Here is a 25,815-nt window from a genome sequence, read left to right as displayed (position 1 = left end):
CGTGTTTCTCATGCCGTGCTGGCGTACTGACGCTGGTCAGATTAACGGCCCGGGACGACCCCTCGGTGCCACGGCCGGTGGAAGGCGGCCTCGACCCGGCCGGCCCTCGCGGTGTGCCCGGCCGGAACGGGGTCAGCGGAAGATGCCGGTGTGTCCGAGCGAGTAGCGGCCCGGCTGCGGATAGACGGCCAGGCCGTGCGGGCCGCTGCCGACCCTGATGCGGGCCAGTTCCGTCCCCGTGCGGGTGTCGATGGCGTACACCTCGGAGTTGTAGCGGCCGGACAGCCACAGCACCTTGCCGTCGGCGGAGACGCCGCCCATGTCGGGGCTGCCGCCGCCGGGCAGGTGCCACTTCCTGGTCAGCCGGTTCTGGGCGAAGTCGAAGACGGAGATGGTGCCCTCGCCGCGGTTGGAGACGTACATCTCGCGGGAGTCACGGCTGACGTAGAGACCGTGGGCGCCCTTGCCGGTGTAGAGGAAGCGGGGCCGGGTGAACTTGTCGCCGTCGAGGATCCACAGGCCGTTGGCCATCATGTCGGCGATGTAGAACAGCTTGCCGTCCGGGGAGATCTTGACGTCCTGCGGCATCGCCCCGTGGTACGGGAGCTTCTCCTGCTCGATGACCTTCATCTTCGCGGTGTCGACCTTGAGGACCTCGCCGCTGAACTCGCAGGAGACGATGAAGTAGCGCCCGTCCGGCGAGAAGTCGGCGTGGTTGACGCCGTAGCAGCTGACCGGCAGGGCCTTGACGGTCTTCATGGTGTGGGCGTCGCGGAAGACGAGCTCGCGGTCCATGGAGGCCATGACGACGGCGTATCTGCCGTCGGGCGTGAAGTACAGGTTGTAGGGATCGTGCACGTCGACGGCCTTGCCGGCCCGGCCGGTCCGCGGGTCGATCGGGGTGAGGCTGTTGCCGAGGTCGTTGTTGACCCAGAGGGTCTTCAGGTCCCAGGACGGCACCACGTGCTGGGGCTGGCGGCCGACCGGGATCGTGTCGATGGCCTTGTAGGTCTCCGGGTCGATGACGGTGACGGTGTCCGAGTTGGTGTTGGGGACGTACACGCGGGACGGGAAGTCCCTGACGACCGGTGAGAGCCGGCCAGGGCGGTCGGCGGAGTAGAGGTCCTTCGGGTCCTCGACCGGCGGCATCCCGGGCAGCACGTTCACCCGCGGCTGGTCCACCCGGGGCTGGACCGGAGCCTTGCTGCCGGCCTCGTTGGCGTGGTGCGGGGAGGCGGAATCGCATGCGGACAGCAGCGCCAGGGCGGTGAGGGCGGCACCGGCGGCCAGCAGGCGGGCGGCTTTCAAGGTTCGCATCAGCTCAGCAGCTCCGTGGTGGTGACCGCGCGCAGTCCACGGCGGTCGAGTTCGTGGAGGAGGGCGGGCAGGGCGGCGACCGTGTCCGGGTATCCGAAGTGCAGGCTCACCACCGACCCGCCGCGCACGTCGGCGAGGACGTTGCGGGTGACGGCGGCCGCTCCGGGGCGGGTGTAGTCGAGCGAGTCCACGTCGTACGACAGCACGTGCGGGTAGCCGGCGGTGCGGGCGAGCCGGGCGACCAGCGGGGAGGCGGTCGGCGAGCGGGAGGGGCGGAACCAGGTGCCGATGGAACCGGTGAGCCGCTTCAGCCGGTCCGCGCAGTCGGTGATCTCCTTGCGGGCGCCCGCCTCGGGCAGGTCGTTGACGGAGATGTGCCGCTGGGTGTGGTTGCCGAGGTCGTGACCGCCGTCGAGGATCCGGCGGGCGATGTCGGGGTGTTCGTCGAGCCAGGTGCCGACGGCGAGCACGGTGAGCCGGGCGCCGTGCTGCTCCGCCGTGGTGAGCAGGGAGTGGGCGATGACGGGGTCGCCCTGGCCGTGGAAGGTGAGGGCGACCTGGGACCGGGTGCGCGGGCCGTGGGTGATCTGGGCGGGCTGTCCGGGGTACGCATGGGGGGCGGGGGCGGCCTTGGCGCTGGCCGCGGGCCGGCCGGAGGGGGACGGGGCGGCCGGGGTGGGGGACGGGGCGGCGTGGCCCGCGCCGCAACCGGCGGCGAGCGCGCCGCCGGCGGCGAGCCCGGCGCCCGCGCGCAGCACGTCGCGGCGGTTGGTGGTGGTCACCCGCACCATTTAAGGGGCGGTAGGTAAGAAAACGTCTGATTGCCCCGAAAGGGGGACGATTTCGGGTCGTAGTCGCCTGATCGGTGCTACCGGTCGGCGACCCGCATCTCGAACCAGGTGGTCTTGCCGCGCGGCAGCAGGTCCACGCCCCAGCGGTCGGAGAGCTTGTCCACGAGGAACAGTCCGCGGCCGCTGACGTCCAGTTCCTGGACCGGCATCAGACAGGGCAGGCCGCGGGAGGGATCGCGGACCTCGACGCGGATCCAGCCGGTGCGGCGGCGCATCCGGAGGCCGAAGACCCGGGCCCCGGTGTGCCGTACGGCGTTGCCGACCAGTTCCGACACGAGCAAGACGGCGTCTTCCGCCAGTCTGGGGGACAGCCGCCAGGTGCGCAGGACGACGACCTGGGCGAGCCGGCGGGCGGTGGCCGCGGACTCGGGGCGGGACGGCAGCGGTACTTCCGCCTCCGCCGGGTTGCCGAACAGTTCGAGCGCCTTGAGCGCCTGTTCGTCCTCGACCGCGGGCGACCAGCGCGCCGCGGCCGCACGGCTGTGTCCCCGCGGCTGTTCGATGCCCTCCAGCCCCGCCATGCCCCCATCATGGCGGCCCGGAGCCGCCTCGGGGGCCGTTCCGGAGGAATACGCCCTCTGTGCGCCCCCGCTCTCCGCCGGTCTGCCGACATATGCCGACGGCATGTTGCTCGCCAGTACATCCCGATTGACCTGCGAAGACGGCTCACTTCCGGGCAATCGACAGGCTCCCTCGACAGGGCAGGCTTAAGGCCGCCTTAAGGCTCCCATAAACCGCCCCATCGAGGTACCCGGATGAGACGAGGCGTCAAGGACAGGAGGACTTGCAGGAGTTACGGGAAAGTTCACACCGCTGACGACCGGTGAAACCGCGGTGGACCGGCGAGGGCCCGAGGGGCCCTCAGAGGAACTTCGCCTTGCCCGGCCCCTCCTCCACGAAGCTGCGCATGCCCCGCTCGCGGTCCTCGGTGGCGAACAGGCCCGCGAACCAGTTCCGTTCGACGGCGAGGCCGGTGTCGATGTCGGTCTCCAGGCCGGTGTCGACCGACTCCTTCGCCGCGCGCAGGGCGATCGACGGGCCCTGGGCGAGCTTCGCGGCCCAGGCGTGCGCCTGTTCGTACACCTCGGCGGCCGGGACGACGCGGTCCACCAGGCCGATCGCCAGGGCCTCGTCGGCCCTCACCTGACGGCCGGTGAAGATGAGGTCCTTGGCCTTGGAGGGGCCGACCAGCCGGGGCAGCCGCTGGGTGCCGCCGGCGCCCGGGATCAGGCCGAGCAGGATCTCGGGCTGGCCGAGCTTGGCGTTGTCGGCGGCGATGCGGTAGTCGGCGCACAGCGCCAGTTCGCAGCCACCGCCGAGGGCGTAGCCGGTGATGGCGGCGACGACGGGCTTGGGGATGCGGGCCACGGCCGTGAAGGAGTCCTGCAGGGCTCGGGCGCGCAGGACCATCGCGGTGTGGTCCATGTTCTGCATCTCCTTGATGTCCGCGCCCGCCGCGAACACCCGCTCGCCGCCGTAGATCACCACGGCGCGCACGTCGTCACGGCGTGTGGCCTCCTCGGCGAGCTCCTTCAGCCGGTCCTGGGTGGCGACGTCCAGCGCGTTCATCGGCGGCCGGTCCAGGCGCAGGGTTCCGACGCCTTCGGCGACTTCGAGATTCACGGTCATGGAGGCAGGTTAACGGGGATTAACGACGACGGGCCCGGTGCCGTACCTCACAGCACCGGGCCCCGCGTCGCTCAGGGATCTACTTCGTCCAGTCCGCCCAGGACAGGTTCCACCCGTTGAACCCGTTGGCCGGGTCCACCGTGCGGTCGTGGGAGTTCTTCACGATCACCACGTCGCCGATGAGGGAGTGGTTGAACATCCAGGCGGCCGGGGTGGATCCGTCGTAGCCGCCGCGCACGTCGCGCAGGCCGACGCAGCCGTGGCTGGCGTTGTAGTTGCCGAACGCGTCGCCGCCCCAGTAGTTGCCGTGCAGGAAGGTGCCGGAGGTGGTCAGGCGCATGGCGTGCGGGACGTCCTTGATGTCGTACTCGCCGCCGTAGCCGACGGTCTCGCCGTTCATCCGGGTCACCGCGAGCTTCTCGCTGATGACCATCTGGCCGTTCCAGGTGTCGTAGCCGGGCTTGCCGGTGGTGACCGGGACGGTCTTGATGACCTTGCCGTCCTGGGTGACCTTCATCGTGTGCTTCTTGGCGTCCACGACGGAGACCTGGTTGCGGCCGATGGTGAACTTCACGGTCCGGTGCTGCTTGCCGTAGACGCCGTCGCGGCCCTCGACGCCGTCCAGGTCGAGGTCGACGGTGACCTTCGTGCCTTCCTTCCAGTACTTCTCCGGCCGGAAGTCCAGGCGGTCGTTGCCGAACCAGTGGCCCTCGACGTCGACGGCCGGCTCGGTCCTGATCCTGATGGCCTTCTCGACGGCGTCCGGGTGCGTGATGCCCCGGGTGAAGTTGACCGAGAACGGCATGCCGACGCCGACGGTGGAGCCGTCCTCGGGGGTGAAGGAGCCGAGGAAGGTGTTCTTCGGGGTCAGGGTGGTGAAGGAGGAGTCCTCGGCGGACTCGCGGCCCTCGGAGTCCTTGGCGACCGCGTGCACGGTGTACTTGGTCGACGCGGCCAGATGCGTCGACGGCGTCCAGGACGCGCCCCCGCCGGCGACGGTGCCGGCGACCGCCCGGCCCTTGGCGTCCTTGACGGTGACCTCGGTCAGCTTGCCCTTGGCGACGTCCACCTTGAGCGCGCCGCTGGTGTCGACGTCGGTGGCGCCCGACTTGGGCGCTATGGTGACGGCGGCGGTGGACTGCTGCTTCGCCTGCTGCGTCCCGCCGTCGTGGCCCTTGCCCGAGCCCTTGTCGCCGCCCCCGCCGCACGCCGCGAGGGAGAGCACCAGGGCGCCGGCTATGAGAGCCGGCCCCCTACGGCCTCGCCGCCCCGCCACCGACGCCCCCGATATAGGCCGCACGTTCAACGCGTTCTCCCCTCGCCGGACCTGGTCCGGCACGCTCCCCCACCACATTGGTGTGCGCGCATATTAACCGGCCGGTTTTGAGCTGGGTGTCAGGCGAATGTCACCATTGCGTCGCAACTTCCGCCTGCCACCGCCGCCCGAACCCGGCCCCTCACCTGGTTACTTCACCGCGCTGCCCGCTTTCCACTCCTGCCATGACAGGTTCCATCCGCCGAGGCCGTTGTCGGGAGCGACCGTCTTGTCCTTGCTGTTGACGACTTCGATGACGTCACCGATGAGGCTGCGGTCGAAGAACCAGCCCGCCGGGGTGTCCGAACTGCCGCCCTTGACGTCCCTCAGCCCCACGCAGCCGTGGCTGACGTTGACGACGCCGGGAGCGTCCGGATTCCAGTAGTTGCCGTGCAGGAAGGTGCCGGAGTCGGTGAGCCGCATGGCGTGCGGGACGTCGGGGATGTCGTACTCGGCGCCGAGGCCGACCGTCTGGCTGTTCATGCGGGTGACCTCCAGCATGTCCATCACCACCATCTTGCCGTTGTAGGTGGGGTGCTTCGGGGCGCCCGCGGTGACCGGCACGGTGGCGAGGAGCCGGCCGTCCCGGCGCACCTGCATGGTGTGCTCCTCCGCGTCCACCACCGAGACCTGGCTGCGGCCGACGGTGAAGGAGAAGGACTTGTCCTGCAGCCCGTAGACGCCGGGTGCTCCCTGGACGTCCCGCAGGTTCAGGTCGACCGTGACCTCGGTGCCGGGTTTCCAGTACTGCTCGGGGCGGAAGTCCAGGCGGTTCCTGCCGAACCAGTGCGGGCGGGTCTCCACGGCCGGGCGGGCGCTGACCCGGACGGCGCGTTCCACGGCGGCGCGGTCGGTGATCTCCCGGCTGAAGGTGAGGGAGACGATCATGCCGGTGCCGACGGTGGCGCGGTTCTCGGGAGTGACGTAGGCGATGAACCGTTCATCCGGGACGAGTGTGGTGAAGGTGGTGTGCCGGGCCGAGCGGCGGCCGCCCGCGTCCCGCGCCACCACGTCGACGGTGTACTTGGCGGCGAGCGCCAGCCGGTCCTGGTCCGGCCGCCAGGTCATGCCGTCCTCGCCGATGTGCCCGGGGACCGGGAAGTCCTGGGCGTCCTGCGACCGCACGACGGTCACCTTCTCCAGGCGCCCGTCGGGCACCCGGACCAGCAGCCGCTGATCGGGGCGGACGGCCTTGCTGTCGTCGTCGGGGGTGACATGGATGACGTCCTCGGGTGCCGGGGGTCTGCCGAGCGCTCCGCCCAGCCCGAGGGGGCCGGAGCCCCCGAAAGAGCAGCCTGCCAGCAGTGCCGCCGATGTCACTACGGCGGCAAGCGCGACCCACGCGCGCCGCGCGCGTCCTTGTACGTGCCTCACGCGGGACTCAACGACGGGGCCTGCTCCGGGGAAACGTGAGTGCGACGCACGCACTGGGCAGAACAGAGGGAAGGACGACACGCTGGGGAGCCGCCGCGCCCGCGCCGGAGAGGGCGCCCTCCGGATCAGGTCGGCTGCGAGAAGGGACGGAACCGGACGGCCGACGCCGACTTGAGCCGGAGGGCGCCCCCTACCGTCGGGGCGCAGCCGTACCGGCCGGCCGAGGGTTCCGCGGGGCACCCTCGGCTCGTCGGCCCGGCCGACCGCGCCGCCCCGGGAGCGAGCCACTGAAAGAGGGGCCGACACGTGACGAGCGCAGCCGAGCAGCGGGCACCGGCCGGGGAGCCGGCCACCGGGACCGGGCAGCAGCCTGCCGTGGTGAACGGCGCCCGGCGCGCCGCGGTGCCGGCCCCGGCGGTGTGGCCGGGCGCCCCGACGCCGCTGGGCGCCCGGTTCCGGGTCGGCCCGGACGGGGTCGCGGGCACCAACTTCGCGCTGTGGGCGGGCGGGGCCGAGGCGGTCCAGGTCTGTCTGTTCGACGAGCGGGGCCGGGAGACCCGGGTCCCGCTGACCGAACTGACGCACGAGATCTGGCACGGCTTCGTGCCCGGCGTGATGCCGGGGCAGCGGTACGGCTACCGCGTGGACGGCCGCTGGGACCCGTGGACCGGCGCCCGCTGGAACCCGGCCAAGCTGCTGCTTGACCCGTACGCGCGGGCGGTGGACGGCGAGTTCGCGCTGCCGCCGGAGGTGTACGGGCATGTACGGGACTGGCCCGAGCAGTACATCGCCGACACCGTGCGCGACGACCGGGACTCGGCGCCGTACGTCCCGAAGGGCGTCGTCGTGCACGATGACGACGACTGGTCCGACGACCGGCGGCCCAAGACACCCTGGGCGGACTCGGTGATCTACGAGCTGCATGTGCGCGGCTTCACGAAACTGCACCCGGGCATACCCGAGGACCTGCGCGGCACCTACGCCGGCCTGGCGCACCCGGCGGCGATCGAGCACCTGGTGGGGCTGGGTGTCACGGCCGTCGAACTGCTCCCGGTCCACCAGTTCGCGCACGAGGACCACCTGCTGTGCCGGGACCTCAGGAACCACTGGGGCTACAACTCCATCGGCTACTTCGCCCCGCACGCCGCCTACGCGGCCTCCGGTACGACGGGGCAGCAGGTCGGCGAGTTCAAGCGCATGGTGCGCGCACTGCACGCGGCCGGCATCGAGGTCATCCTCGACGTGGTCTACAACCACACGGCCGAGGCGGGCGAACTGGGCCCCACCCTGTCCCTGAAGGGCATCGACAACCGCGGCTACTACCGTCTGCAGGAGGACGCCCGCCGCTACGCCGACTACACCGGCTGCGGCAACACCCTGCACGTCGTCCAGCCCCAGGTGCTGCGTCTGATCACCGACTCGCTGCGCTACTGGGTGACGGAGATGGGCGTGGACGGCTTCCGCTTCGACCTCGCGGCGGCGCTGGCCCGTTCGATGCACGACGTCGACATGCTCTCCCCGTTCCTGGCGGTGATCGCCCAGGACCCGGTGCTCAGGCGCGTCAAGCTGATCGCCGAACCGTGGGACATCGGCTCCGGCGGCTACCAGGTGGGCGCCTTCCCCCCGCTGTGGACCGAGTGGAACGACCGCTACCGCAACGCGGTCCGGGACTTCTGGCGGCACGCCCTGCCGGACGTCCGGGAGATCGGCTACCGGCTGTCCGGCTCCAGCGACCTGTACGCCTGGGGTGGCCGCCGCCCGTACGCCTCGGTCAACTTCGTCACCGCGCACGACGGGTTCACCCTGCGCGACCTCGTGTCGTACGAGCGCAAGCACAACGAGGCCAACGGCGAGGGCAACCGCGACGGCACCGACGACAACCGCTCCTGGAACTGCGGGGCGGAGGGCGAGACGGACGACGAGCGGGTCCGGGCCCTGCGCCGCCGCCAGCTGCGGAACCTGCTCACGACACTCCTGCTGTCCACCGGTGTGCCCATGCTGGTGGCCGGCGACGAACTCGGGCGCACGCAGCGCGGCAACAACAACGCCTACTGTCAGGACAACGAGATCAGCTGGCTGGACTGGTCCCTGCGGGACGACCCGGCCTGGCGGCCCCTGCTGGAACTGACCTCCCGCCTGATCGCGCTGCGCCACCGCCACCCGGTGCTGCGCCGCCGCGCCTTCTTCTCCGGCCGCGCCCACTCGGCGGACGGGCTGCGCGACCTGGCCTGGTTCACGGCGCGGGGTGCGGAGATGACCGAGGGCGACTGGTACGCCCCCGCGGCCACGCTCGGCATGTACCTCTCCGGCCGGGACATCCCGGGCCGGGACGAGCGCGGTGCGCCGGTCGTGGACGACAGCTTCCTCGCGGTCCTGCACGCGGGCGACGCTCCGACCGGCTTCGTCCTGCCGGGACCGCCGTGGGCGGAACGCTACGAGGTGGTCGTGGACACCTCCCGCGAGGAGCAGGCGCAGGCACCGGGGACGGTCCATCCGGCGGGCACGGAGGTCACGGTGCCGGAGCGCGCGGTGCTGCTGCTGAGGGTGTTCTGAGCCTGTGTGAGAGCTGTGCGTGACGCGGATCACGCCCGCCGAGTGCAGCGTCCCGGGGGGTCCAGGGACTTTCTCCTGGTGTAGACAGCCGGCGAGAACGGGGACCGTGAGGATGGAGCAGACTCGGGCCGGTGAGTACGACGCGTTCGTGGCGGCCCGCTGGTCGGTGTTGTTCCATCTGGCCCGTCTGCTCACCGGAGGGGATCGGCACCGGGCCGAGGACCTGTTGCAGGAGTCCTTGGTCAAGCTGTGGTTCGTCTGGCCGAAGGTCGCCGACGAGGCGCCGGAGGCGTATGTGCGCACGGTGCTGGCGCGCGCCGCGGCCCGCTCGGCCCGGCGGCGCTGGTGGGGCGAGCGGCCCGTGGAGGAACTGCCCGAGGTGGCTGCGGCCGGCGACATGTCGGCGACCGTGGCCGAGCGGTCCCGGCTGGAGGAGGCGCTCGCGCGCCTGAGCCCGCAGCAGCGGGCCGCCGTGGTCCTGCGCTACTACCAGGACCTGCCCGACCGGCAGGTCGCGGAGGTCCTGGGCTGCCCGGTGGGCACCGCCCGGTCCCATGCCGCGCGCGGGGTGGCCCGGCTGCGCGGGCTGCTGGCCGACGTCATCGAGCCGGTGGGGTGAGGGGGACCCATGGAGCACATGAAGCACATGCAGGAGCGGGGTCACACGGATCGCGTGGACGGCATGGACCACTTCGAACGGCAGCTGACGCGGCTCATGCACAGCCCCCAGGAACAGGTGGCCTTCGACGCCCGGCACCGGCACCGGCTGCACGCGGGTGTGCGGACCCGGCGCCGGGTGCGCGCGGCGCGCCGGGCGGCCGGTTCCGTGCTGGCGGTGGCCGGGCTGGGCCTCGGTCTGTTCCTGTGGCCGCACGGCCACACCGACGACCGGCCCAGCGCACCGCACCCCCGCCCCGCCGTCAGCCCGGCACCCGTCCCGAGCGCCTCGACGACCACCACCCCGAGCCCGCCGCCGAGCACGTCGGAGCCGCCGAGCGGGCCGCCGTCGTCCCTCACGACGGACTCCGCTCCCCCGGAGTCGACCGCGACGGCCTCAAACGCGCCCGGGGCGGACGGGAGTTCGTCCACCCCCACGTACGGACAGCCGTCCGCCACGGCCACCGCCCGGGACACCGCCACCACCACACCGCCGGTCACCGCGACGGAGAACACACCGGCCGGACCGTCCGACGACCCCTCCTCGGTGGTCAGCCCGTCCGGCTGATCACCGGCTCGCATCCCACCCGCGTGCCTTCGGCATGCCCGACCAACACGAACAAACGGGGAACAACGTGATGAAACTCCGACCGAGCCGACTGCCGGCCCTGACGCCCGCACCCCGGCACGCGGCCCTGCCGACCGAGGCCGGGGAGCCCGTCCTGGACCTGGCCGTGCCCGTGTTCAACGAGGAGAAGGACCTGGAGCCGAACGTCCGGCGGCTGCACGCGCATCTTCGGGACACCTTCCCCTACTCGTTCCGGATCACCATCGCGGACAACGCGAGCACCGACGGCACCCCGGGCATCGCCGCCCGGCTCGCCGAGGAGCTGCCCGAGGTGGTCTCGGTGCGGCTGCCGGAGAAGGGCCGCGGCCGGGCGCTCAGGGCGGTCTGGTCGGGATCGCGGGCACCCGTGCTGGCGTACCTCGACGTGGACCTGTCGACCGGGCTGGCGGCGCTGCTGCCCCTGGTCGCGCCGCTGATATCCGGCCACTCCGACCTGGCCATCGGAACCCGGCTCGCGCCCGGCGCACGCGTGGTGCGCGGCGCCAAGCGCGAGGTCATCTCCCGCTGCTACAACATCCTGCTGCGCTGCACGCTCGCCGTCGGCTTCTCCGACGCGCAGTGCGGCTTCAAGGCGGTGCGCCGCGAGGTCGCCGAGCGGCTGCTGCCGCTGGTGCGCGACGGGGAGTGGTTCTTCGACACCGAGTTGCTGGTGCTGGCCGAGCGGGCGGGCCTGCGGATCCACGAGGTCCCGGTGGACTGGGTCGACGACCCCGACAGCAGTGTCGACATCGTCGCCACCGCACTGGCCGACCTGCGCGGGATCGTACGGATGCGGCGCACGCCCACCCGCCGCCCCGGCACCGGGCCGGTCACCCCGTGACCGGGACGCTGCCCCGCGCCCAGACCCCCGCCGCAGCGCCCGCGGCCGGCTCCCGGCTGCGGACCGCCGCCCGCCGGCACGGCCCCGTGCTCGCCCTGTTCGGCGCGCTGAAGCTGGCCGGCTTCTGCTCCTTCATGTACCTGCTGTCCTCCGCCGGGGACTACCGCACCAAGAACCCCCGGTTCGGCGGCGGGGCGCACGCCTGGGACGTGCTGGCCACCTGGGACGGCTGGTGGTACCAGCAGATCGCCCTGCACGGCTACGACCCGCGGCTCGTCCCGGTCCCCGGCGCCACCGGACTGATCACGCTGGAGGGCAACTCGGCGGCGTTCTTCCCGCTGTATCCGGCCCTGATCCGAATGGTCATGGCCGTCACCGGCCTCGGCTCGTACGGCGCCGGGCTGGTGGTGTCGGTCCTCGCCTCCTTCGCCGCCGCCCTCGGCGTCTACGCGGTCGCCGAGCGGTTCGGCGGGCGGCGGGCCGGACTCGCCGCGGCGGGACTGTGGGCGGTGTGGCCGGGCTCCGGCGTGGAGTGGGCCGTCTACTCCGACTCCCTCTACGTGGCGCTGGCCGTCTGGACCTGCTACGCCGTCATGACCCGGCGCTGGCTGACCGCCGGAGTCCTCGCCTTCGCGGCGGGCCTGAACCGGCCCACCGCCGCCGCGCTGATCGCCGGGCTGGGTGTGGCCGCGCTGCTCGCGCTGCGCCGCCGCGAGGAAGGCGCCCTGCGCCCGCTGCTCGCGGCGGCCGTGGCCCCGCTCGGACTGTTCGGCTATCTGCTCTGGGTCGGGAACCGGATGGGTGACCTGGGCGGTTACTTCAAGCTCCAGTCGGGCGCCTGGGCGCACAGCTTCGACTACGGGAAACAGACCCTGGACGTGCTGACGTCCGTGCCGGTCGGCAAGTTCGACTACCTCTTCGCGTATCCCTTCGCCGACGTCATCGCGGTCGGCGTCATCCTGCTCGCCGCCGCACTGCTGCCGCTGCTGCTGCGGCTGCGCCCGCCGGCGGTGCTGGTCGTGTACACCGTCCTCACGCTCGCCCTGGTCCTCGGCAGCCAGCAGATCGTCGCCAACATCTCCCGCTACCTGCTGCCCTGCTTCCCGCTGTTCCTGCCGCTCGCGGTGGCCATGCGCCGGCTGAACCTGCCCCTGCAGTGCACCCTGCTCGGCATCGCGGCGCTCGCCTCCGGGTCGTACGCCGGCTACGCCCTCTTCGAGCTGGGGGTGCCGTGATCCCGGTCGCGAGCGGTCGGCTGCCCCCCGGCCCCAGGGCGATCCGCTAGGCCAGGCTTTCCCGCCAGGCCTTGTGGAGGTCCGCGAACCGGCCCGTGCCGGCGATGAGTTCGGCGGGCCTGCCGTCCTCGACGATCCGGCCGTGCTCCATCACCAGCACCCGGTCCGCGATCTCCACCGTGGACAGCCGGTGGGCGATGACGACGGCTGTGCGGCCGTGCAGGACCGTCGACATCGCCCGCTGCACGGCCCGCTCGCCCGGGATGTCCAGCGAGCTGGTCGCCTCGTCCAGGATCAGCACCGCCGGATCGGCGAGCAGCGCCCGGGCGAAGGCGACCAGTTGGCGCTGCCCCGCGGAGATGCGCCCGCCGCGCTTGCGGACGTCGGTGTCGTAGCCGTCGGGCAGCGCGCTGATGAACTCGTGCGCGCCGATCGCCTTCGCCGCGCGCTCGATCTCCTCGCGGGTGGCGTCGGGCCGGCCGATGGCGATGTTGTCCGCGACCGTGCCGGAGAACAGGAACGCCTCCTGGGTCACCATGACCACCCCGCGCCGCAGCTCCGGCACGGACAGCTCGCGCAGATCCACCCCGTCCAGCAGGACGCGGCCGTCGGAGGGGTCGTAGAAGCGGGCGAGGAGCTTGGCGAGGGTGGACTTGCCGGCGCCCGTGGAGCCGACCACGGCGACCGTCTGTCCCGCCGGAAGGGTCAGCGTGAAGCGGGGCAGCACCTCACCGCCGGTGCGGTAGGCGAACCGGACGCCGTCGAAGACGACCTCGCGGCCGGGGAAGTCCCCCCGCGCGGGCGGGAGTCCGCGCGGCTCGGACGGCTCGGGCACGGACGGGGTCTGCGCCAGCAGCCCGGCGATCTTCTCCAGGGAGGCCGCCGCCGACTGGTAGGAGTTCAGGAACATCCCCAGCCGGTCGATCGGGTCGTACAGCCGGCGCAGATACAGCACCGCCGCCGCCAGCACGCCCAGCTCCAGCGAGCCGGACGCCACCCGGTAGGCGCCCCACAGCACGATTCCCGCGACCGCCGTGTTGGCCACCAGCCGCGATCCGACCACATAGCGGGCCATCTCCAGCAGCGCGTCGCCGTTCGTCCGCTCGTGCCGCCGGTTGAGAGCGGCGAACTCGCCGTCGTTCGCGGCCTCCCGGCGGAAGGCGCGCACCGGGCGGATGCCGTTCATGGTCTCCACGAACTTCACGATCACGGCCGCGATCGCCGTCGAGCGCGCCCGGTACACCCGGCCCGCCCGCCGCTGGTAGAGCCGGACGAGCAGGTACAGCGGCACGAAGGAGGCCACCGCGACGGCGCCCAGGCCGAGGTCCAGCCAGAGCAGCAGCGCCGCGATGTAGACGAAGGACAGCACGACGGTCACCAGCTCCTGCAGCCCCTCGTTGAGGAGTTCGCGCAGCGACTCGACGTCGGTGGTGGAGCGGGAGATCAGCCGTCCGGACGTGTACCGCTCGTGGAAGTCGATGCTCAGTGCCTGCGCGTGCCGGAAGATCCGGCTCCGCAGGTCGAGCAGCACGTCCTGGCTGACCCGGGCGGAGGCCTCGATGAACGCGAACTGCAGCGCGCCGGAGAGCAGCGCGCACAGCAGATAGCCGACGGCCACCGCGATCAGCGGGCCGTGGCGGTGGTCCCGGAAGGCCGGTACGGCGTTGTCGATGGTGTACGCCACCAGCAGCGGGCCCGCCTGCGCCACCGCCTGCTGGAACAGCAGCAGGAGGGTGGTCACGGCGGCCCTGCCCTTCAGGGGCGCGAGCAGGGAGCGCAGCAGGGCGGCCGTGGCGCCGGGCGGGGCGGGCAGCACGTCCCGGTCGAAGGCGTCGCCGTCGCCGCCGCCGTCCTCCCGGCGTGCGCCGGGGAGTTCGTCGTCCTCCGCGGTGGGCGTGGAGGCGGTCGTGGTGGTCAACGGGAGTCCTCCGTTTCCCCGGCGTACCCGGCGTCTGCGGACATCAGACGCGCGTACTCGGCGTTGTGGCGCAGGAGTTCCTGGTGGGTGCCGACGGCAGCGATCCGGCCGCCCGAGAGCAGGGCGACGCGGTCGGCGAGCAGCACGGTGGACGGGCGGTGGGCCACGATCAGCGCGGTGGTGTCGGCGAGGACCCGCCGCAGCGCGGCCTCCACGGCGGCCTCCGTGTGCACGTCCAGCGCGGACAGCGGGTCGTCCAACACCAGGAACTCCGGTCGGGCGACCACCGCGCGGGCCAGCGCGAGGCGTTGGCGCTGGCCGCCGGAGAGGCTGAGGCCCTGCTCGCCGACGCGGGTGTCGGTGCCCTGGGGGAGGGCGTGCGCGAAGTCGGCCTGCGCGACGGCGAGCGCGCGCTCGAGGTCCGCCTCTCCGGCGCCGTCCGGGGCTCCCATCAGGACGTTCTCGCCGACGCTCGTGGAGAAGAGGGTGGGTTCCTCGAAGGCGACGGCGACCTTGGCGCGCAGTTCCTCGCGGGGCATGGCGGCGATGTCGACGCCGTTGAGGGTGATGCGGCCGGAGGTGACCTCGTGCAGGCGGGGGACGAGGGCGGTGAGCGTGGTCTTGCCGCTGCCGGTCGCTCCGACGAGGGCCATGGACTCGCCGGGACGGATGTGGAGGTCTATCCGGGCGAGGAGGGGTGCGGAGTCGGGGGGTGCGTCGGGGTAGCGGAAGCGGACGTTCTCGAAGCGGAGCCCGGTGGGCCGGCCGGCCGGGCGCGGGCTGCCGCCCGCCGCGCCGGCGGGTGCCTCCCCAGCGGATTCCGGCGCCTCGTCCAGCACCTCGAAGTACCGCTCCGTGGCCGTCGCCGCCTCCTGGCTCATCGCCAGCAGGAAGCCGATCGAGTCGACGGGCCAGCGCAGGGCGAGCGCCGTGCTCAGAAAGGCCACCAGCGTGCCCGCCGACAGCTCGCCGTCGGCCACCCGGACGGCGCCCAGCACCAGCGCGGCCCCGATCGCCAGCTCCGGCAGCGTCACGATGACACCCCAGATGGCGGCCAGCAGCCGCGCCTTGCGCAGCTCGGTGCCACGCAGGGAGAGCGAGAGCTCGCCGAACGCCCGGGCCTGGCTGCGGTGCCGGCCGAAGCCCTTGATGATGCGGATGCCGAGCACGCTCTCCTCGACCACCGTCGTCAGATCACCGACCTGGTCCTGCGCGCGCCGCGCCACCTGGGCGTACCGCCGCTCGAAGGCCGCGCAGGTCCACATCACGGGGATGACGGGAGCGAGGATGACCAGCCCCAGCACCCAGTCCTGCATCAGCATGATCACCATGCCGGCGAGGATCGTGATCCCGTTGACCAGCAGGAACGTCAGCGGGAAGGCGAGGAACATCCGCAGCAGCATCAGGTCGGTCGTGCCCCGCGACAGCAGCTGGCCCGAGGCCCAGCGGTCGTGGAAGGCGACGGGCAGCCGCTGCAGATGCCGGTACAGCCCGGCCCGCATCTCCGCTTCGACGTGCGACAGCGGACGGGCCACCAGCCAGCGCCGTATGCCGAACAGGACGGCCTCGGCGATGCCGAGGAGGAGCAGACACAGCGCCCCGAACCAGACTCCCGCCGGGTCCCGGTCGGCGACCGGCCCGTCCACCATCCACTTCAGCACGAGCGGGATCACCAGCCCGGTACAGGAGGCGACGATCGCGACGAACGCGGCCGTGAACAGCCGCGCCCGTACGGGCCGGACGTACGGCCACAGCCGCAGCAGGGTGCGGACGGCGGAGCGGTCCTCGGTGGTTGCACGTGTCGTGGGCATCACCGCGAGCGTACGGACCGGCACGGACATCGCCCACCGAGTTTCGGCCGGACCAGGCCACCCGCCGGTCCCGCGACCTGCCTGTTCGAGCATCCGCACAGGGGGGTCGTAGGGCGGTGCCAACGAGGGTCGTAGGGCGGGGTCAACCGATCGGACGATGCCGTCCCGAGCGGGCCGGCCGATGTGCCGGACCCGGCCCGCCCGGGATGCTCAAGCCATGCCATCCGTCATCGAAGTCACCGATCTGCGCAAGTCCTACGGCGGCCGGGCCGTGGTCGACGGCGTCTCGTTCGCCGTGGAGGAGGGCGAGATCTTCGGGATCCTCGGCCCCAACGGCGCCGGCAAGACGACCACCGTGGAGTGCGTCGAGGGGCTGCGGGTGCCCGACGCGGGCCGGGTCCGGGTCGCGGGCCTGGATCCCGTGGCCGACCACGACGAGGTCGTCAGGATCCTCGGCGCCCAGCTCCAGCAGAGCGAACTCCAGCCCAAGTTGACCGTACGCGAGGCGCTGGAACTGTACGCGTCCTTCTACCCGCGCCCGGCCGACTGGCGGCCGCTCGCCGAACGCCTGGGACTGACGGCGAGGCTGGGCACCCGGTTCGGCAAGCTGTCCGGCGGGCAGCAGCAGCGGCTGTTCATCGCGCTGGCCCTCGTCGGCGGTCCGCGGGTGGTCGTACTGGACGAGCTGACCACCGGCCTGGACCCGCGCGCCCGCCGCGACACCTGGCAGCTCATCGAGGACGTGCGCGCGAGCGGGGTCACCGTGCTGCTGGTCACCCACTTCATGGAGGAGGCGCAGCGGCTGTGCGACCGGATCGCGGTCATCGACAAGGGGCGGGTCGCGGCGCTGGACACACCGGCCGGGCTCATCCGCCGCTCGGCGGGCGCCACCGTCATCAGCTTCACCCCGTCCGCGCCGCTGGACGAGCATGAGCTCGCCGCCCTCCCGGCCATCGCCTCCGTCGAGCACAAGGACGGCCGGATCACGCTCTCCGGTACCGACGAGACCGTCAACGCGGTCATCACCCTGCTCGCCCGGCACCACATCACCGCCCATCAGCTCCGTGTCCTCGACGCCACCCTCGACGACGCTTTCCTGGACCTGACGAAGGAGGCCGCGGCATGAACACCGCCGTCCTGCGCACCGAGTTCCGCCTGTTCCGCCGCGAACCCGCGGCCGTGTTCTGGATCTTCCTGTTCCCGACGCTGCTGCTGGTGATCCTCGGCTCGATCCCGTCGTTCCGGGAGGCCGACAAGTCCCTGGGCGGCCTGCGGCCGGTCGACGCCTACGTGCCCATCACCGTCCTGGTCGCCCTGATCATGTCCGGGGTGCAGTCGCTGCCCCAGGTCCTGACCGGCCACCGGGAGCGGGGCATCCTGCGCCGGATGCGGCTCACCCCGGTACGGCCCTCCGCCCTGCTGTCCGCGCCGATGGTCGTGCTGGGCACGGTGGCGCTGGGCTCGGCGCTGCTCGCGCTCGTCGTCGGCCGGCTGGCCTTCGACGTGCGGCTGCCCGAGCAGCCGGCCGGGTACCTGCTGGCGCTGCTGCTCACGACCGGGGCGGCCCTGGCCCTCGGCTCCGTCGTCTCGGCGCTGTCCCGCACCACGAAGATGGCGAGCGCGATCGGCTCGGCGGTGTTCTTCCCGATGATGTTCTGCGCGGGCGTGTGGCTGCCGGTCCAGGAGATGCCGCACACGCTGGCCCGGGTGGTGCAGCTCACCCCGTTCGGTGCGGCGGCCCGCGCGCTGGGCGAGGCGGCCTCCGGTGACTGGCCCGGCTGGGGGCACCTGGGCGTGCTCGCGGGCTGGACGGTGCTGCTGACGGCGGGGGCGGCGCGCTGGTTCCGCTGGGAGTGAGCGAGTCATGCCGGAGACTGGGAGCATGACGAACACCCCGCTCCAGCAGTACCGAGCCTCGTTCGACACGTGGGGGCCCTGGGCGCTGCTGGCCGTCGGTGCCGTCGCGACAGCGCTCTCCGCCCGCGCGGTCCGCATGGACCGGCCCGGTATGGTCGTCTGCGCCGTCCTCGTGCCCGCGGCTGTCCTGCTGCAGCTGTACTGGGGACGGGTGAGGCGGAAGCGGCCGGACCCGAGCCGGATCGGTGTCTTCCTCTACCTGCTGCGTTGGGCCATCGCCTTCGTACTGACCTGGGCCAACCCGTTCTTCGCCTTCTACGCCGTGACCGGCTACTACACCGCGACCCGGGACCTGCCGAACCGGCTGGTGCTGCCCGGTCTCTTCCTGACCGCCGTCACCATGGCCGGCAGCGAGATCGGCGGCTGGCCGCCGCACGGGCTGTTCCTGTGGGTCGGCTTCTTCCTGGTCCTGGCCGTCAACATGGGCATGGTCAGCGTGTTCACGCGGTACGCCCTGCAGGAGCAGACCCGTTCCGTGGTCCAGGCCGAAACCATCGAAGAACTGGAGCGCACCAACACCGCGTTGCAGCAGGCGCTGGACGAGAACGCCGCGCTGCACGCCCAGCTGCTCGTGCAGGCGCGGGAGGCGGGGGTGGCCGACGAGCGCCGCCGGCTCGCCGCCGAGATCCACGACACCATCGCGCAGGGCCTGACCGGGATCATCGCCCAGCTGCAGGTGGTGGCGAACGCCCCCGATCTGACCACCGCCCGCACCCATCTGGAGCGGGCCTCGGCGCTCGCCCGGCACAGCCTGGGCGAGGCCCGTCGCTCGGTGCACAACCTGGCCCCGGTCGCCCTGGCCGCGGACGGCCTGCCGGAGGCGCTGAAGAAGACGGTCGCCGAGTGGGGCGAACGCACGGGTGTACGGGCCGACTTCACGGTCACCGGCACCACCGAACACCTCCACGACGAGGTCTCGGCGACGCTGCTGCGCATCGCCCAGGAGGCCCTGTCCAACACGGCCCGGCACGCCCGCGCGAGCCGGGCCGGGGTGACCCTGTCCTTCATGGGCGACGAGGTCACCCTCGACATCCGCGACGACGGCACCGGCTTCGACCCAGCCGCCGTACCGGAGCGGACGCGCGGCGGCGGCTTCGGCCTGGGCGGCATGCGGGCCCGCGCCGAACGCATCGCGGGCTCCCTCACGCTGGAGTCGGAGCCGGGGCACGGTACGGCGGTGTCGGCTCGCGTACCGTTGGTGGGTGATGACCGCTGAATCTCCCGTCTCCCTGCTGATCGTCGACGACCACCCGGTCGTCCGCGACGGCCTGCGCGGCATGTTCGACTCCGCCGCCGGTTTCACCGTGCTCGGCGAGGCCGCGAGCGGCGTCGAGGCGGTGGCCCGGGCCGCGGCCCTGGACCCGGACGTGATCCTGATGGACCTGCGGATGCCCGGCGGCTCCGGGGTGGACGCCATCCGCGAACTGACCCGGCGCGGCGCCCGCGCCAAGGTCCTGGTCCTCACCACCTACGACACCGACTCGGACACCCTGCCCGCGATCGAGGCGGGCGCGACCGGCTATCTCCTCAAGGACGCCCCGCGCGACGAGCTGTTCACCGCCGTCCGGGCCGCCGCCGAGGGCCGTACGGTCCTCTCCCCCGCCGTCGCCTCCCGCCTGGTCCAGGCCGTCCGCACCCCCCGCCGGCCCGACGCCGAGCCCCTGTCCGCCCGCGAGCGCGAGGTCCTGGCCCTGGTCGCCAGGGGCACCTCGAACCGGGAGATCGCCCGCGAACTGTTCATCAGCGAGGCCACGGTCAAGACCCACCTCACCCACCTGTACGCCAAGCTCGGCGTCAACGACCGGGCGGCGGCGGTGGCGGTGGGGTACGACCGCGGGATCCTGGGCCGGCCTCCCCAGGGCATGGCGGGCGAGTCCGGCCCGAACTGATCCGGGCACTGCCGGTTCAACGGCTGTTCACCCGGGCCACGGCATGTAGTTGACGAGCCGTCACGTCCTGCGGCGGACCGGCTCACGAGCCCTCGCGGGGCCCGTCGGCCACGCCGCGCCCCCTCACGTCAAGGCCAGGCCAAGGCCGCGCCTTCCGTCGCACTCGCGCGAATAAACGTTCAACCAAAGGAGCCCTCGGTCGGGCAAAGGGGTCTACTCGCATAGACAATCCCGGTGCTGTCATGCTCACGACCGCCCGGAACCTCTGCCGGGCACCGCACCGGGAGACCCCACTTGTCCCGAATACCGCGCCCCCTGGTGACCACCCTCTCCACCCTCGCCCTCGCCGCCGCGGGCCTCAGCGTCACCACCGGCACCGCCCACGCCGCGAGCTGCAGCCAGGACTACCTCCCCCTGCCCGACTCCGCCTGTACGCCCGGGGCCCTCAACCCCGACGTCACCCAGGACACCATCGACTCCACCATCTGTGTCTCCGGCTGGACCGCGACCGTACGGCCGCCCAGCTCCTACACGACCGCGCTGAAGAAGAAGCAGATCGTCGAGTACGGCTACTCCGACACCAGCCTCTCGGACTACGAGGAGGACCACTTCGTCCCGCTCGAACTCGGGGGCGCCCCGAGGAGCGAGCAGAACCTCTGGCCCGAGCCGCACTACGGCGACGAGGCCTCCTCGGACAAGGACACCGTCGAGAACAAGCTCAAGAAGGCCGTCTGCGCCGGTGACGTCAGCCTCGCCGACGCCCAGGACGCCATCATGACCGACTGGACGACGGCCCTCTCCAGCCTCGGCCTGAGCTGAGCCCGTACTCCCCCGCGGGGCCGGCCGCCCTCCTCCGGCGGGCGCCGGCCCCGCAACCGGCCGCCCCCGAGCGGCCCTTTATTCGTTGGAGCACCCGTCCCACCCTGGATACCTTCGAGGTTTCCCGGCGACGCCGAGCCGAGCGGGGGATGGATGATCGACGCGTACGAGGATCCGGGCAGGCCCGACACCCGCGGTGGCTGGTGGTACCTGTGGTGGCTGGTGCGACGGCAGCCGGGGCGGGCCGTGGCCGGGGCGGTGCTGGGCAGTGTGTGGATGGTGCTGCTGGCCGCGCAGCCGTATCTGATGGCGCGGGCCGTGGACGACGGGCTGGTGCCGGGGCGGCTGGGGGTGCTGGCCGCCTGGACCGCGGTGATGTTCGCGGTCGGGGCGGTGAACGCCTGGCTGAGCATCATGCGGCACCGCACGATGACCCGGGTCCGGATGGACGCCAACTTCCGCACCGTGAAGGTGGTCGTGGGCCATGTGGTCCGGCTCGGGGCCGCGCTGGGGCGCCGGGCCGGGGCCGGCGAGGTGGTGACGATCGGGGTCGGCGACGTGCAGACCGTCGCACAGGCCCTGACCGTGGTCGGACCGGGCGTCGGCTCCGCCGTGGTGTACGCGGTGGTGGCCGGGCTGCTGCTCACGGTCTCGACGCCGCTGGCCGCCGTCGTACTGCTCGGGCTGCCGGTGATCGCGCTGGTCACCGGGCCGCTGACGCTGCGCATGCAGGGCGCGGAGAGCGTCTACCGGGAACGGCAGGGCGTGCTCACCGCGCGCATCGGCGACCTCGCGGGCGGGCTGCGGGTGCTCAACGGGCTGGGCGGGAAGGGACTGGTCTCGGACGCCTTCCGGGCCGACTCCCGGCGGCTGCGGGCGCAGGGGTACCGGGTGGGTGCGGTGGCCAGCTGGGTGCAGGCGCTCGGGGTCGGTCTGCCCACCCTGTTCCTGGCCGTGGTGACCTGGCTCGCGGCCCGGCTCACCGCACAGGGGCAGCTCAGTATCGGCCAGTTGGTGGCCGTGTACGGCTATGTCGCGGTGCTGATCGGGCCGGTGGCCTTCCTCGTGCAGATGACCTACGACCTCAACCGGGGCGTGGTGGCCGCGCGCCGGGTCGTACGGCTGCTGCGACTGGAGTCGGAGCCGGACGAGGGCACACTGGCCGCGCCCGGGGAACCGGCCGAGCTGCACGACCCGGCGTCCGGGGTACGGGTGGCGCCGGGCCGGCTGACCGCGCTGGCCGCCGCCCGGCCCGCCGAGGCCGCCGCCGTGGTCGACCGGCTCGGCCGCTTCGGGGCGACCGACGCCACCTGGGGTGGGGTACGGCTCGACGCGGTCCCGCTCGCCGAGGTACGGCGCCGGATCCTGGTCGCGGACAACGAGGCCGACCTGTTCGCCGGGCCGCTGCGGGAGGTCGTGGCCACCGAACGCCCGGTGACCGAGGCGGAGTTGGAGCGCGCGCTGTACGCGGCCGCCGCCGAGGACGTCGTGCGCGCACTGCCCGACGGGCCGGACTCACCGGTGGCGGGAGGGGGCCGCAGCCTCTCGGGCGGGCAGCGGCAGCGGATGAGGCTGGTCCGGGCGTTGTCGGCCGACCCCGAGGTGCTGCTCGCGGTGGAACCGACCTCGGCACTGGACGCGCACACCGAGGCGACGGTCGCCCGGCGGCTGCGCGAGGCGCGGGAGGGCCGTACGACGCTGGTGACGTCCACCTCGCCGCTGATGCTGGACCGGGCGGACACGGTCGTCTTCCTCGTCGACGGCAAGGTCGCGGCGACCGGCACGCACCAGCACCTGCTGACCACGGAACCGGGCTACCGATCACTCGTGGCCCGGGACACGGAAGGGGCCGTCCGGTGAGGGCGGACGAGGGGCTGCTGCCGGCGGCCACGGCCGGCCGGGCGGACCGGGGCCGGCCGGTGACGGCGAGCGCAGGACTGCTGCCGGTCGCCGCACGCCGGGCCGCGCTACGGCCGGCCCGGGCCGACAAGCGGACCTTCAGCACCGCACCGGCCGCGGACAGGCGGACGGGGGGCGGACGGTGACGGCGGGCGAGGGGCTTTTGCCGGTTGCCGACCGTGGCCGGGTGCGGCGGGCCGCGCTACGGCTGATCCGGGCCGACGCGCGAGCGTTCACCGCCGCGCTGCTGCTGAACGCACTGGCGGCGGGGGCTGGGCTGGTGGGGCCGTGGCTGGTCGGGCGGATCGTCGACGAGGTGCGGGCCGGGCACGGGGTCGGTGTGGTGGACCGGCTCGCGCTGTGGATCCTGCTGTGCGCGCTGGCCCAGCTGCTGCTCGCCCGCTGGGCGCGGTATGTGGGATACCGGTTCGGGGAGCGGACACTGGCCCGGGTGCGCGAGGAGTACGTCGACCGGGTGCTGGCGCTGCCCGCGTCCGTGGTGGAGCGGGCCGGCACCGGCGATCTGACGGCGCGCGGCACGGCGGACGTGGCGATCGTCGGCACCACGCTCCGGGACGTGGGCCCGGAGCTGCTGGTCAACACCGTGCAGGCGCTGTTCGTGCTGGGTGCGGTCTTCGCGCTGGACCCGCTGCTCGGGGCGTTCGGGCTGCTCGGGCTGACCCCGATCCGGCTGGCGCTGCGGTGGTATCTGCGCCGGGCCCGGGACGGCTATCTCGCCGAGGGCGCGGCCACCTCCCAGGTCGCGGAGATCGTCGCCGCCACGGCGGCCGGGGCCCGGACCGTCGAGGCGTTCGGGCTGCGGCACCGGCGGATCACGGCGAGCCGGGACGCGCTGGAGGAGTCCCGCCGCACCCGCCTGTACACGCTGTTCCTGCGGACGGTGTTCTTCCCGGCGGTCGAGGTGACGTACACCGTGCCCGTGGCGGGCGTGCTGCTGCTCGGCGGCTGGCTGCACCAGCGGGGTGCGGTCGGGGTGGGCGCGGTGGTGGCCGCGGCGCTGTATCTGCGGCAGTTCACCGAGCCGCTGGACCAGATCCTGATGCGTGTGGAGCAACTGCAGAGCAGCGGCGCCTCGTTCGCCCGGGTGGAGGGGCTGGCGCAGGCGCCGCCGCGCGGGGACGGCGCGGACGGCTCGCCGGTCCCGGCGGACGACCGCATCGACGTGCGCGCGGTCCGGTACGCCTACGAGCGCGGCGGCGAGGTGCTGCGCGGGGTGGACCTGACGGTACGGCCCGGGGAACGGCTCGCGGTGGTGGGTCCGTCCGGCGCCGGGAAGACGACACTGAGCCGACTGCTCGCGGGCGTCGACCGGCCGGGGGCCGGCGCGGTGACGGTGGGCGGGGTGCCGGTCGCCGACCTGGCACCGGAGCTGCTGCGCCGCCAGGTGGTGCTGGTGACGCAGGAGCACCACGTGTTCCTCGGCACGGTCCGCGACAACCTCCTGATCGCCGGGCCCGACGCCTCGGACGCCGACCTGTGGGCGGCGCTCGCCGCGGTCGGCGCCGACTGGGTGCGGGAGCTGCCGGACGGCCTCGACACCCGGCTGGGCGCGGGCGGCCGCTCCACCGACGGCTCCCAGGCCCAGCAGCTCGCCCTGGCCCGGGTGGTGCTGGCCGACCCGCACACCCTGATCCTGGACGAGGCCACCGCCCTGCTGGACCCCGCGACGGCCCGGCACGCCGAACGCGCGCTCGCCGCCGTCCTGCAGGGCCGTACGGTCATCGCCATCGCGCACCGTCTGCACACGGCCCACGACGCCGACCGGGTGGCGGTCATGGAGGACGGCCGTCTGACGGAACTGGGCACGCACGAGGACCTGGTGGCCGCCGGCGGTGCCTACGCGGCACTGTGGCGGACCTGGCACGGCGACACCGCGGGGCGGTGAAGGGACAGAGGAGACGGAGGGACCGGAAGGGGCACCGAAGGGGCGCCCGCACCGATCAACCAACGGTTCGCATAACGAACATGAACATCCGGACAACGAACCATTTCCGGCCAAGTTTGTGACGCGGTCCTGACAGGTGCACTGATCCCCTGTCACTCTTCCCAGGCCGACTCACAGCAACCCCACAGTGCCACCCCTGCTGTGCACGATCGGCCTGCACGTGGTTCCGCGTAACGCCCTGTTCTGCCCGGACGTCCCAACCCACCGTCCGGTCTCCCCTGGCCGCGCGACCCGCGGTCACGCAGAAGGAGTCAGTGTTGAGCAGCAGTTCCTCCTCTCGCAGACGCACCTCCCACGCAGCGCAACGCCGCACCGCCACCGTCGCCCTCGCCGGCGTCGCCGCCCTGATCGCGGCCGCCGTCCAGTCCGGCGCCGCCAGTGCCGCACCGTCGAAGCCGCAGCCGGGCAGGATGAATCCGGCCCATGTCGCGGTCAAGCTCACGCCCTCGCAGCGCGTCGAGCTGATACGCCACGCCGGCGCGACGACGGCCGCCACCGCCCGGAACCTCGGCCTCGGCGCCAAGGAGAAGCTGGTCGTCAAGGACGTCGTCAAGGACGCCGACGGCACCCTGCACACCCGCTACGAGCGCACCTACGCCGGCCTTCCGGTGCTCGGCGGCGACCTCGTCGTGGAGTCCAGGTCGGGCAAGACCATGGACGTCGTCAAGGCCACCGACGCCACGCTGAAGGTCGCCGGTCTCACCCCGGCCGTGCCGAAGGCCGCGGCCGAGAAGCAGGCCGTGCAGCGGGCCCGTGCCCTCGGCGGCAGCAGGCCGGCGGCCGACTCCGTCCGCAAGGTGATCTGGGCGGCGAGCGGAAAGCCCGTCCTGGCCTACGAGACGGTCGTCGGCGGCCTGCAGGACGACGGCACCCCGAACCAGCTGCACGTCATCACCGACGCGGCCACCGGCAAGAAGCTCTACGAGTACCAGGGCATCGAGACCGGCGTCGGCAACACCCGGTACAGCGGCCAGGTGAACCTGACCACGACCCACTCGGGGTCGACGTACACACTGACCGACGGCGCGCGCGGGAACCACAAGACGTACAACCTGAACCACGGCACCTCGGGTACCGGCACCCTGTTCTCGCAGAGCAACGACACCTGGGGCAACGGCACCAACTCCAACGCCGCCACCGCGGGCGCGGACGCCCACTACGGCGCGCAGGAGACCTGGGACTTCTACAAGAACACCTTCGGCCGCAGCGGCATCAAG

Annotated in this window: 20 protein-coding genes and 2 pseudogenes; 14 read left to right on the top strand and 8 right to left on the bottom strand. The window is 72.7% G+C overall.

The window, feature by feature from the left end:
* Positions 1 to 132: 132 nt before the first annotated feature.
* The 6 genes from IE244_RS37775 to IE244_RS37750 form a co-directional block, all read right to left on the bottom strand.
* Complete coding sequence (locus IE244_RS37775) at positions 133 to 1,317, bottom strand: YncE family protein (RefSeq protein ID WP_191878100.1); 1,185 nt, start codon at positions 1,315 to 1,317, stop codon at positions 133 to 135.
* Positions 1,317 to 2,108, bottom strand: a complete 792-nt coding sequence (locus IE244_RS37770; protein WP_191878099.1) for a polysaccharide deacetylase family protein — start codon at positions 2,106 to 2,108, stop codon at positions 1,317 to 1,319. The genes IE244_RS37775 and IE244_RS37770 overlap by 1 nt, the downstream gene beginning before the upstream one ends.
* Before the next feature lie 77 nt (positions 2,109 to 2,185).
* The gene (locus tag IE244_RS37765; protein WP_191878098.1) at positions 2,186 to 2,689 is read right to left on the bottom strand and encodes an ATP-binding protein; all 504 of its coding nucleotides are present in this window, start codon (positions 2,687 to 2,689) and stop codon (positions 2,186 to 2,188) included.
* 340 nt (positions 2,690 to 3,029) lie between these two features.
* Positions 3,030 to 3,797 (bottom strand): enoyl-CoA hydratase/isomerase family protein, encoded by a 768-nt coding sequence (locus tag IE244_RS37760; protein WP_031172892.1) that lies wholly within the window; start codon positions 3,795 to 3,797, stop codon positions 3,030 to 3,032.
* Positions 3,798 to 3,876: 79 nt separating this feature from the next.
* Positions 3,877 to 5,103, bottom strand: a complete 1,227-nt coding sequence (locus tag IE244_RS37755; RefSeq protein WP_229854679.1) for a L,D-transpeptidase — start codon at positions 5,101 to 5,103, stop codon at positions 3,877 to 3,879.
* A 159-nt stretch (positions 5,104 to 5,262) separates the two neighbouring features.
* Positions 5,263 to 6,486 (bottom strand): L,D-transpeptidase, encoded by a 1,224-nt coding sequence (locus IE244_RS37750; RefSeq protein WP_191878096.1) that lies wholly within the window; start codon positions 6,484 to 6,486, stop codon positions 5,263 to 5,265.
* 306 nt (positions 6,487 to 6,792) lie between these two features.
* Between IE244_RS37750 and glgX the strand changes: the two genes are divergently transcribed.
* The 5 genes and pseudogenes from glgX to IE244_RS37725 all read left to right on the top strand — a co-directional run bounded on the left by glgX (position 6,793) and on the right by IE244_RS37725 (position 12,379).
* On the top strand, positions 6,793 to 9,039 hold the full coding sequence (gene glgX / locus IE244_RS37745) for a glycogen debranching protein GlgX (protein WP_191878095.1): 2,247 nt from the start codon (positions 6,793 to 6,795) through the stop codon (positions 9,037 to 9,039).
* A gap of 112 nt (positions 9,040 to 9,151) precedes the next feature.
* Positions 9,152 to 9,658 carry a SigE family RNA polymerase sigma factor gene (locus tag IE244_RS37740; protein WP_191878094.1) on the top strand — a complete coding sequence of 169 codons (507 nt, stop codon included), beginning with the start codon at positions 9,152 to 9,154 and terminating at the stop codon, positions 9,656 to 9,658.
* Between the two features lie 9 nt (positions 9,659 to 9,667).
* Complete coding sequence (locus IE244_RS37735) at positions 9,668 to 10,264, top strand: hypothetical protein (protein WP_191878093.1); 597 nt, start codon at positions 9,668 to 9,670, stop codon at positions 10,262 to 10,264.
* 70 nt (positions 10,265 to 10,334) lie between these two features.
* Positions 10,335 to 11,102, top strand: a pseudogene (locus tag IE244_RS37730) (dolichyl-phosphate beta-glucosyltransferase); the annotation flags it as partial.
* 38 nt (positions 11,103 to 11,140) lie between these two features.
* A complete protein-coding gene (locus IE244_RS37725; RefSeq protein ID WP_191878092.1) occupies positions 11,141 to 12,379 on the top strand; it encodes a putative hexosyltransferase in 1,239 nt (412 codons plus the stop codon).
* A gap of 46 nt (positions 12,380 to 12,425) precedes the next feature.
* Here the strand turns inward: IE244_RS37725 and IE244_RS37720 are convergent, their stop codons facing one another.
* Both IE244_RS37720 and IE244_RS37715 read right to left on the bottom strand, forming a co-directional pair.
* Positions 12,426 to 14,297: an ABC transporter ATP-binding protein gene (locus tag IE244_RS37720; protein ID WP_191878091.1), complete on the bottom strand. Its 1,872-nt coding sequence runs from the start codon at positions 14,295 to 14,297 to the stop codon at positions 12,426 to 12,428.
* A complete protein-coding gene (locus IE244_RS37715; protein ID WP_191878090.1) occupies positions 14,294 to 16,108 on the bottom strand; it encodes an ABC transporter ATP-binding protein in 1,815 nt (604 codons plus the stop codon). The genes IE244_RS37720 and IE244_RS37715 overlap by 4 nt, the downstream gene beginning before the upstream one ends.
* Before the next feature lie 217 nt (positions 16,109 to 16,325).
* Here IE244_RS37715 and IE244_RS37710 point away from each other — a divergent pair, with 217 nt between their 5' ends.
* From IE244_RS37710 to IE244_RS37670, 9 genes and pseudogenes are all read left to right on the top strand, one after another.
* On the top strand, positions 16,326 to 17,234 hold the full coding sequence (locus IE244_RS37710) for an ABC transporter ATP-binding protein (protein WP_191878089.1): 909 nt from the start codon (positions 16,326 to 16,328) through the stop codon (positions 17,232 to 17,234).
* Entirely contained in the window at positions 17,231 to 17,965 is a 735-nt protein-coding gene (locus tag IE244_RS37705; protein WP_031172912.1) for an ABC transporter permease, read from the top strand. Before IE244_RS37710 ends, IE244_RS37705 begins: the two co-directional genes overlap by 4 nt.
* A gap of 25 nt (positions 17,966 to 17,990) precedes the next feature.
* Entirely contained in the window at positions 17,991 to 19,241 is a 1,251-nt protein-coding gene (locus IE244_RS37700) for a sensor histidine kinase (protein WP_191878088.1), read from the top strand.
* Positions 19,231 to 19,914, top strand: coding sequence for a response regulator (locus tag IE244_RS37695; protein WP_191878087.1), 684 nt, complete (start codon positions 19,231 to 19,233; stop codon positions 19,912 to 19,914). Before IE244_RS37700 ends, IE244_RS37695 begins: the two co-directional genes overlap by 11 nt.
* 294 nt (positions 19,915 to 20,208) lie before the next feature.
* A complete protein-coding gene (locus IE244_RS37690) occupies positions 20,209 to 20,733 on the top strand; it encodes a hypothetical protein (protein WP_191878086.1) in 525 nt (174 codons plus the stop codon).
* 153 nt (positions 20,734 to 20,886) lie between these two features.
* Complete coding sequence (locus tag IE244_RS37685; RefSeq protein WP_191878085.1) at positions 20,887 to 22,593, top strand: ABC transporter ATP-binding protein; 1,707 nt, start codon at positions 20,887 to 20,889, stop codon at positions 22,591 to 22,593.
* The gene (locus IE244_RS37680) at positions 22,590 to 22,778 is read left to right on the top strand and encodes a hypothetical protein (RefSeq protein WP_191878084.1); all 189 of its coding nucleotides are present in this window, start codon (positions 22,590 to 22,592) and stop codon (positions 22,776 to 22,778) included. The genes IE244_RS37685 and IE244_RS37680 overlap by 4 nt, the downstream gene beginning before the upstream one ends.
* Complete coding sequence (locus IE244_RS37675; RefSeq protein ID WP_191878083.1) at positions 22,775 to 24,538, top strand: ABC transporter ATP-binding protein; 1,764 nt, start codon at positions 22,775 to 22,777, stop codon at positions 24,536 to 24,538. Before IE244_RS37680 ends, IE244_RS37675 begins: the two co-directional genes overlap by 4 nt.
* A 317-nt stretch (positions 24,539 to 24,855) precedes the next feature.
* A pseudogene (locus IE244_RS37670) lies at positions 24,856 to 25,815 on the top strand (M4 family metallopeptidase); the annotation flags it as partial.

Source organism: Streptomyces filipinensis (assembly GCF_014649495.1).
Taxonomy (GTDB): Bacteria; Actinomycetota; Actinomycetes; order Streptomycetales; family Streptomycetaceae; genus Streptomyces; species Streptomyces filipinensis.
This window is presented reverse-complemented; position numbering and strand designations above follow the sequence as displayed.

Excerpts from the sequence above, each read along its gene's own strand:
- IE244_RS37775 (WP_191878100.1), bottom strand. The coding sequence starts at position 1,317 with ATGCGAACCTTGAAAGCCGCCCGCCTGCTGGCCGCCGGTGCCGCCCTC.
- IE244_RS37770 (WP_191878099.1), bottom strand. The coding sequence starts at position 2,108 with ATGGTGCGGGTGACCACCACCAACCGCCGCGACGTGCTGCGCGCGGGC.
- IE244_RS37765 (WP_191878098.1), bottom strand. The coding sequence starts at position 2,689 with ATGGCGGGGCTGGAGGGCATCGAACAGCCGCGGGGACACAGCCGTGCG.
- IE244_RS37760 (WP_031172892.1), bottom strand. The coding sequence starts at position 3,797 with ATGACCGTGAATCTCGAAGTCGCCGAAGGCGTCGGAACCCTGCGCCTG.
- IE244_RS37740 (WP_191878094.1), top strand. The coding sequence starts at position 9,152 with ATGGAGCAGACTCGGGCCGGTGAGTACGACGCGTTCGTGGCGGCCCGC.
- IE244_RS37735 (WP_191878093.1), top strand. The coding sequence starts at position 9,668 with ATGGAGCACATGAAGCACATGCAGGAGCGGGGTCACACGGATCGCGTG.
- IE244_RS37715 (WP_191878090.1), bottom strand. The coding sequence starts at position 16,108 with ATGCCCACGACACGTGCAACCACCGAGGACCGCTCCGCCGTCCGCACC.
- IE244_RS37710 (WP_191878089.1), top strand. The coding sequence starts at position 16,326 with ATGCCATCCGTCATCGAAGTCACCGATCTGCGCAAGTCCTACGGCGGC.
- IE244_RS37705 (WP_031172912.1), top strand. The coding sequence starts at position 17,231 with ATGAACACCGCCGTCCTGCGCACCGAGTTCCGCCTGTTCCGCCGCGAA.
- IE244_RS37700 (WP_191878088.1), top strand. The coding sequence starts at position 17,991 with ATGACGAACACCCCGCTCCAGCAGTACCGAGCCTCGTTCGACACGTGG.
- IE244_RS37695 (WP_191878087.1), top strand. The coding sequence starts at position 19,231 with ATGACCGCTGAATCTCCCGTCTCCCTGCTGATCGTCGACGACCACCCG.
- IE244_RS37685 (WP_191878085.1), top strand. The coding sequence starts at position 20,887 with ATGATCGACGCGTACGAGGATCCGGGCAGGCCCGACACCCGCGGTGGC.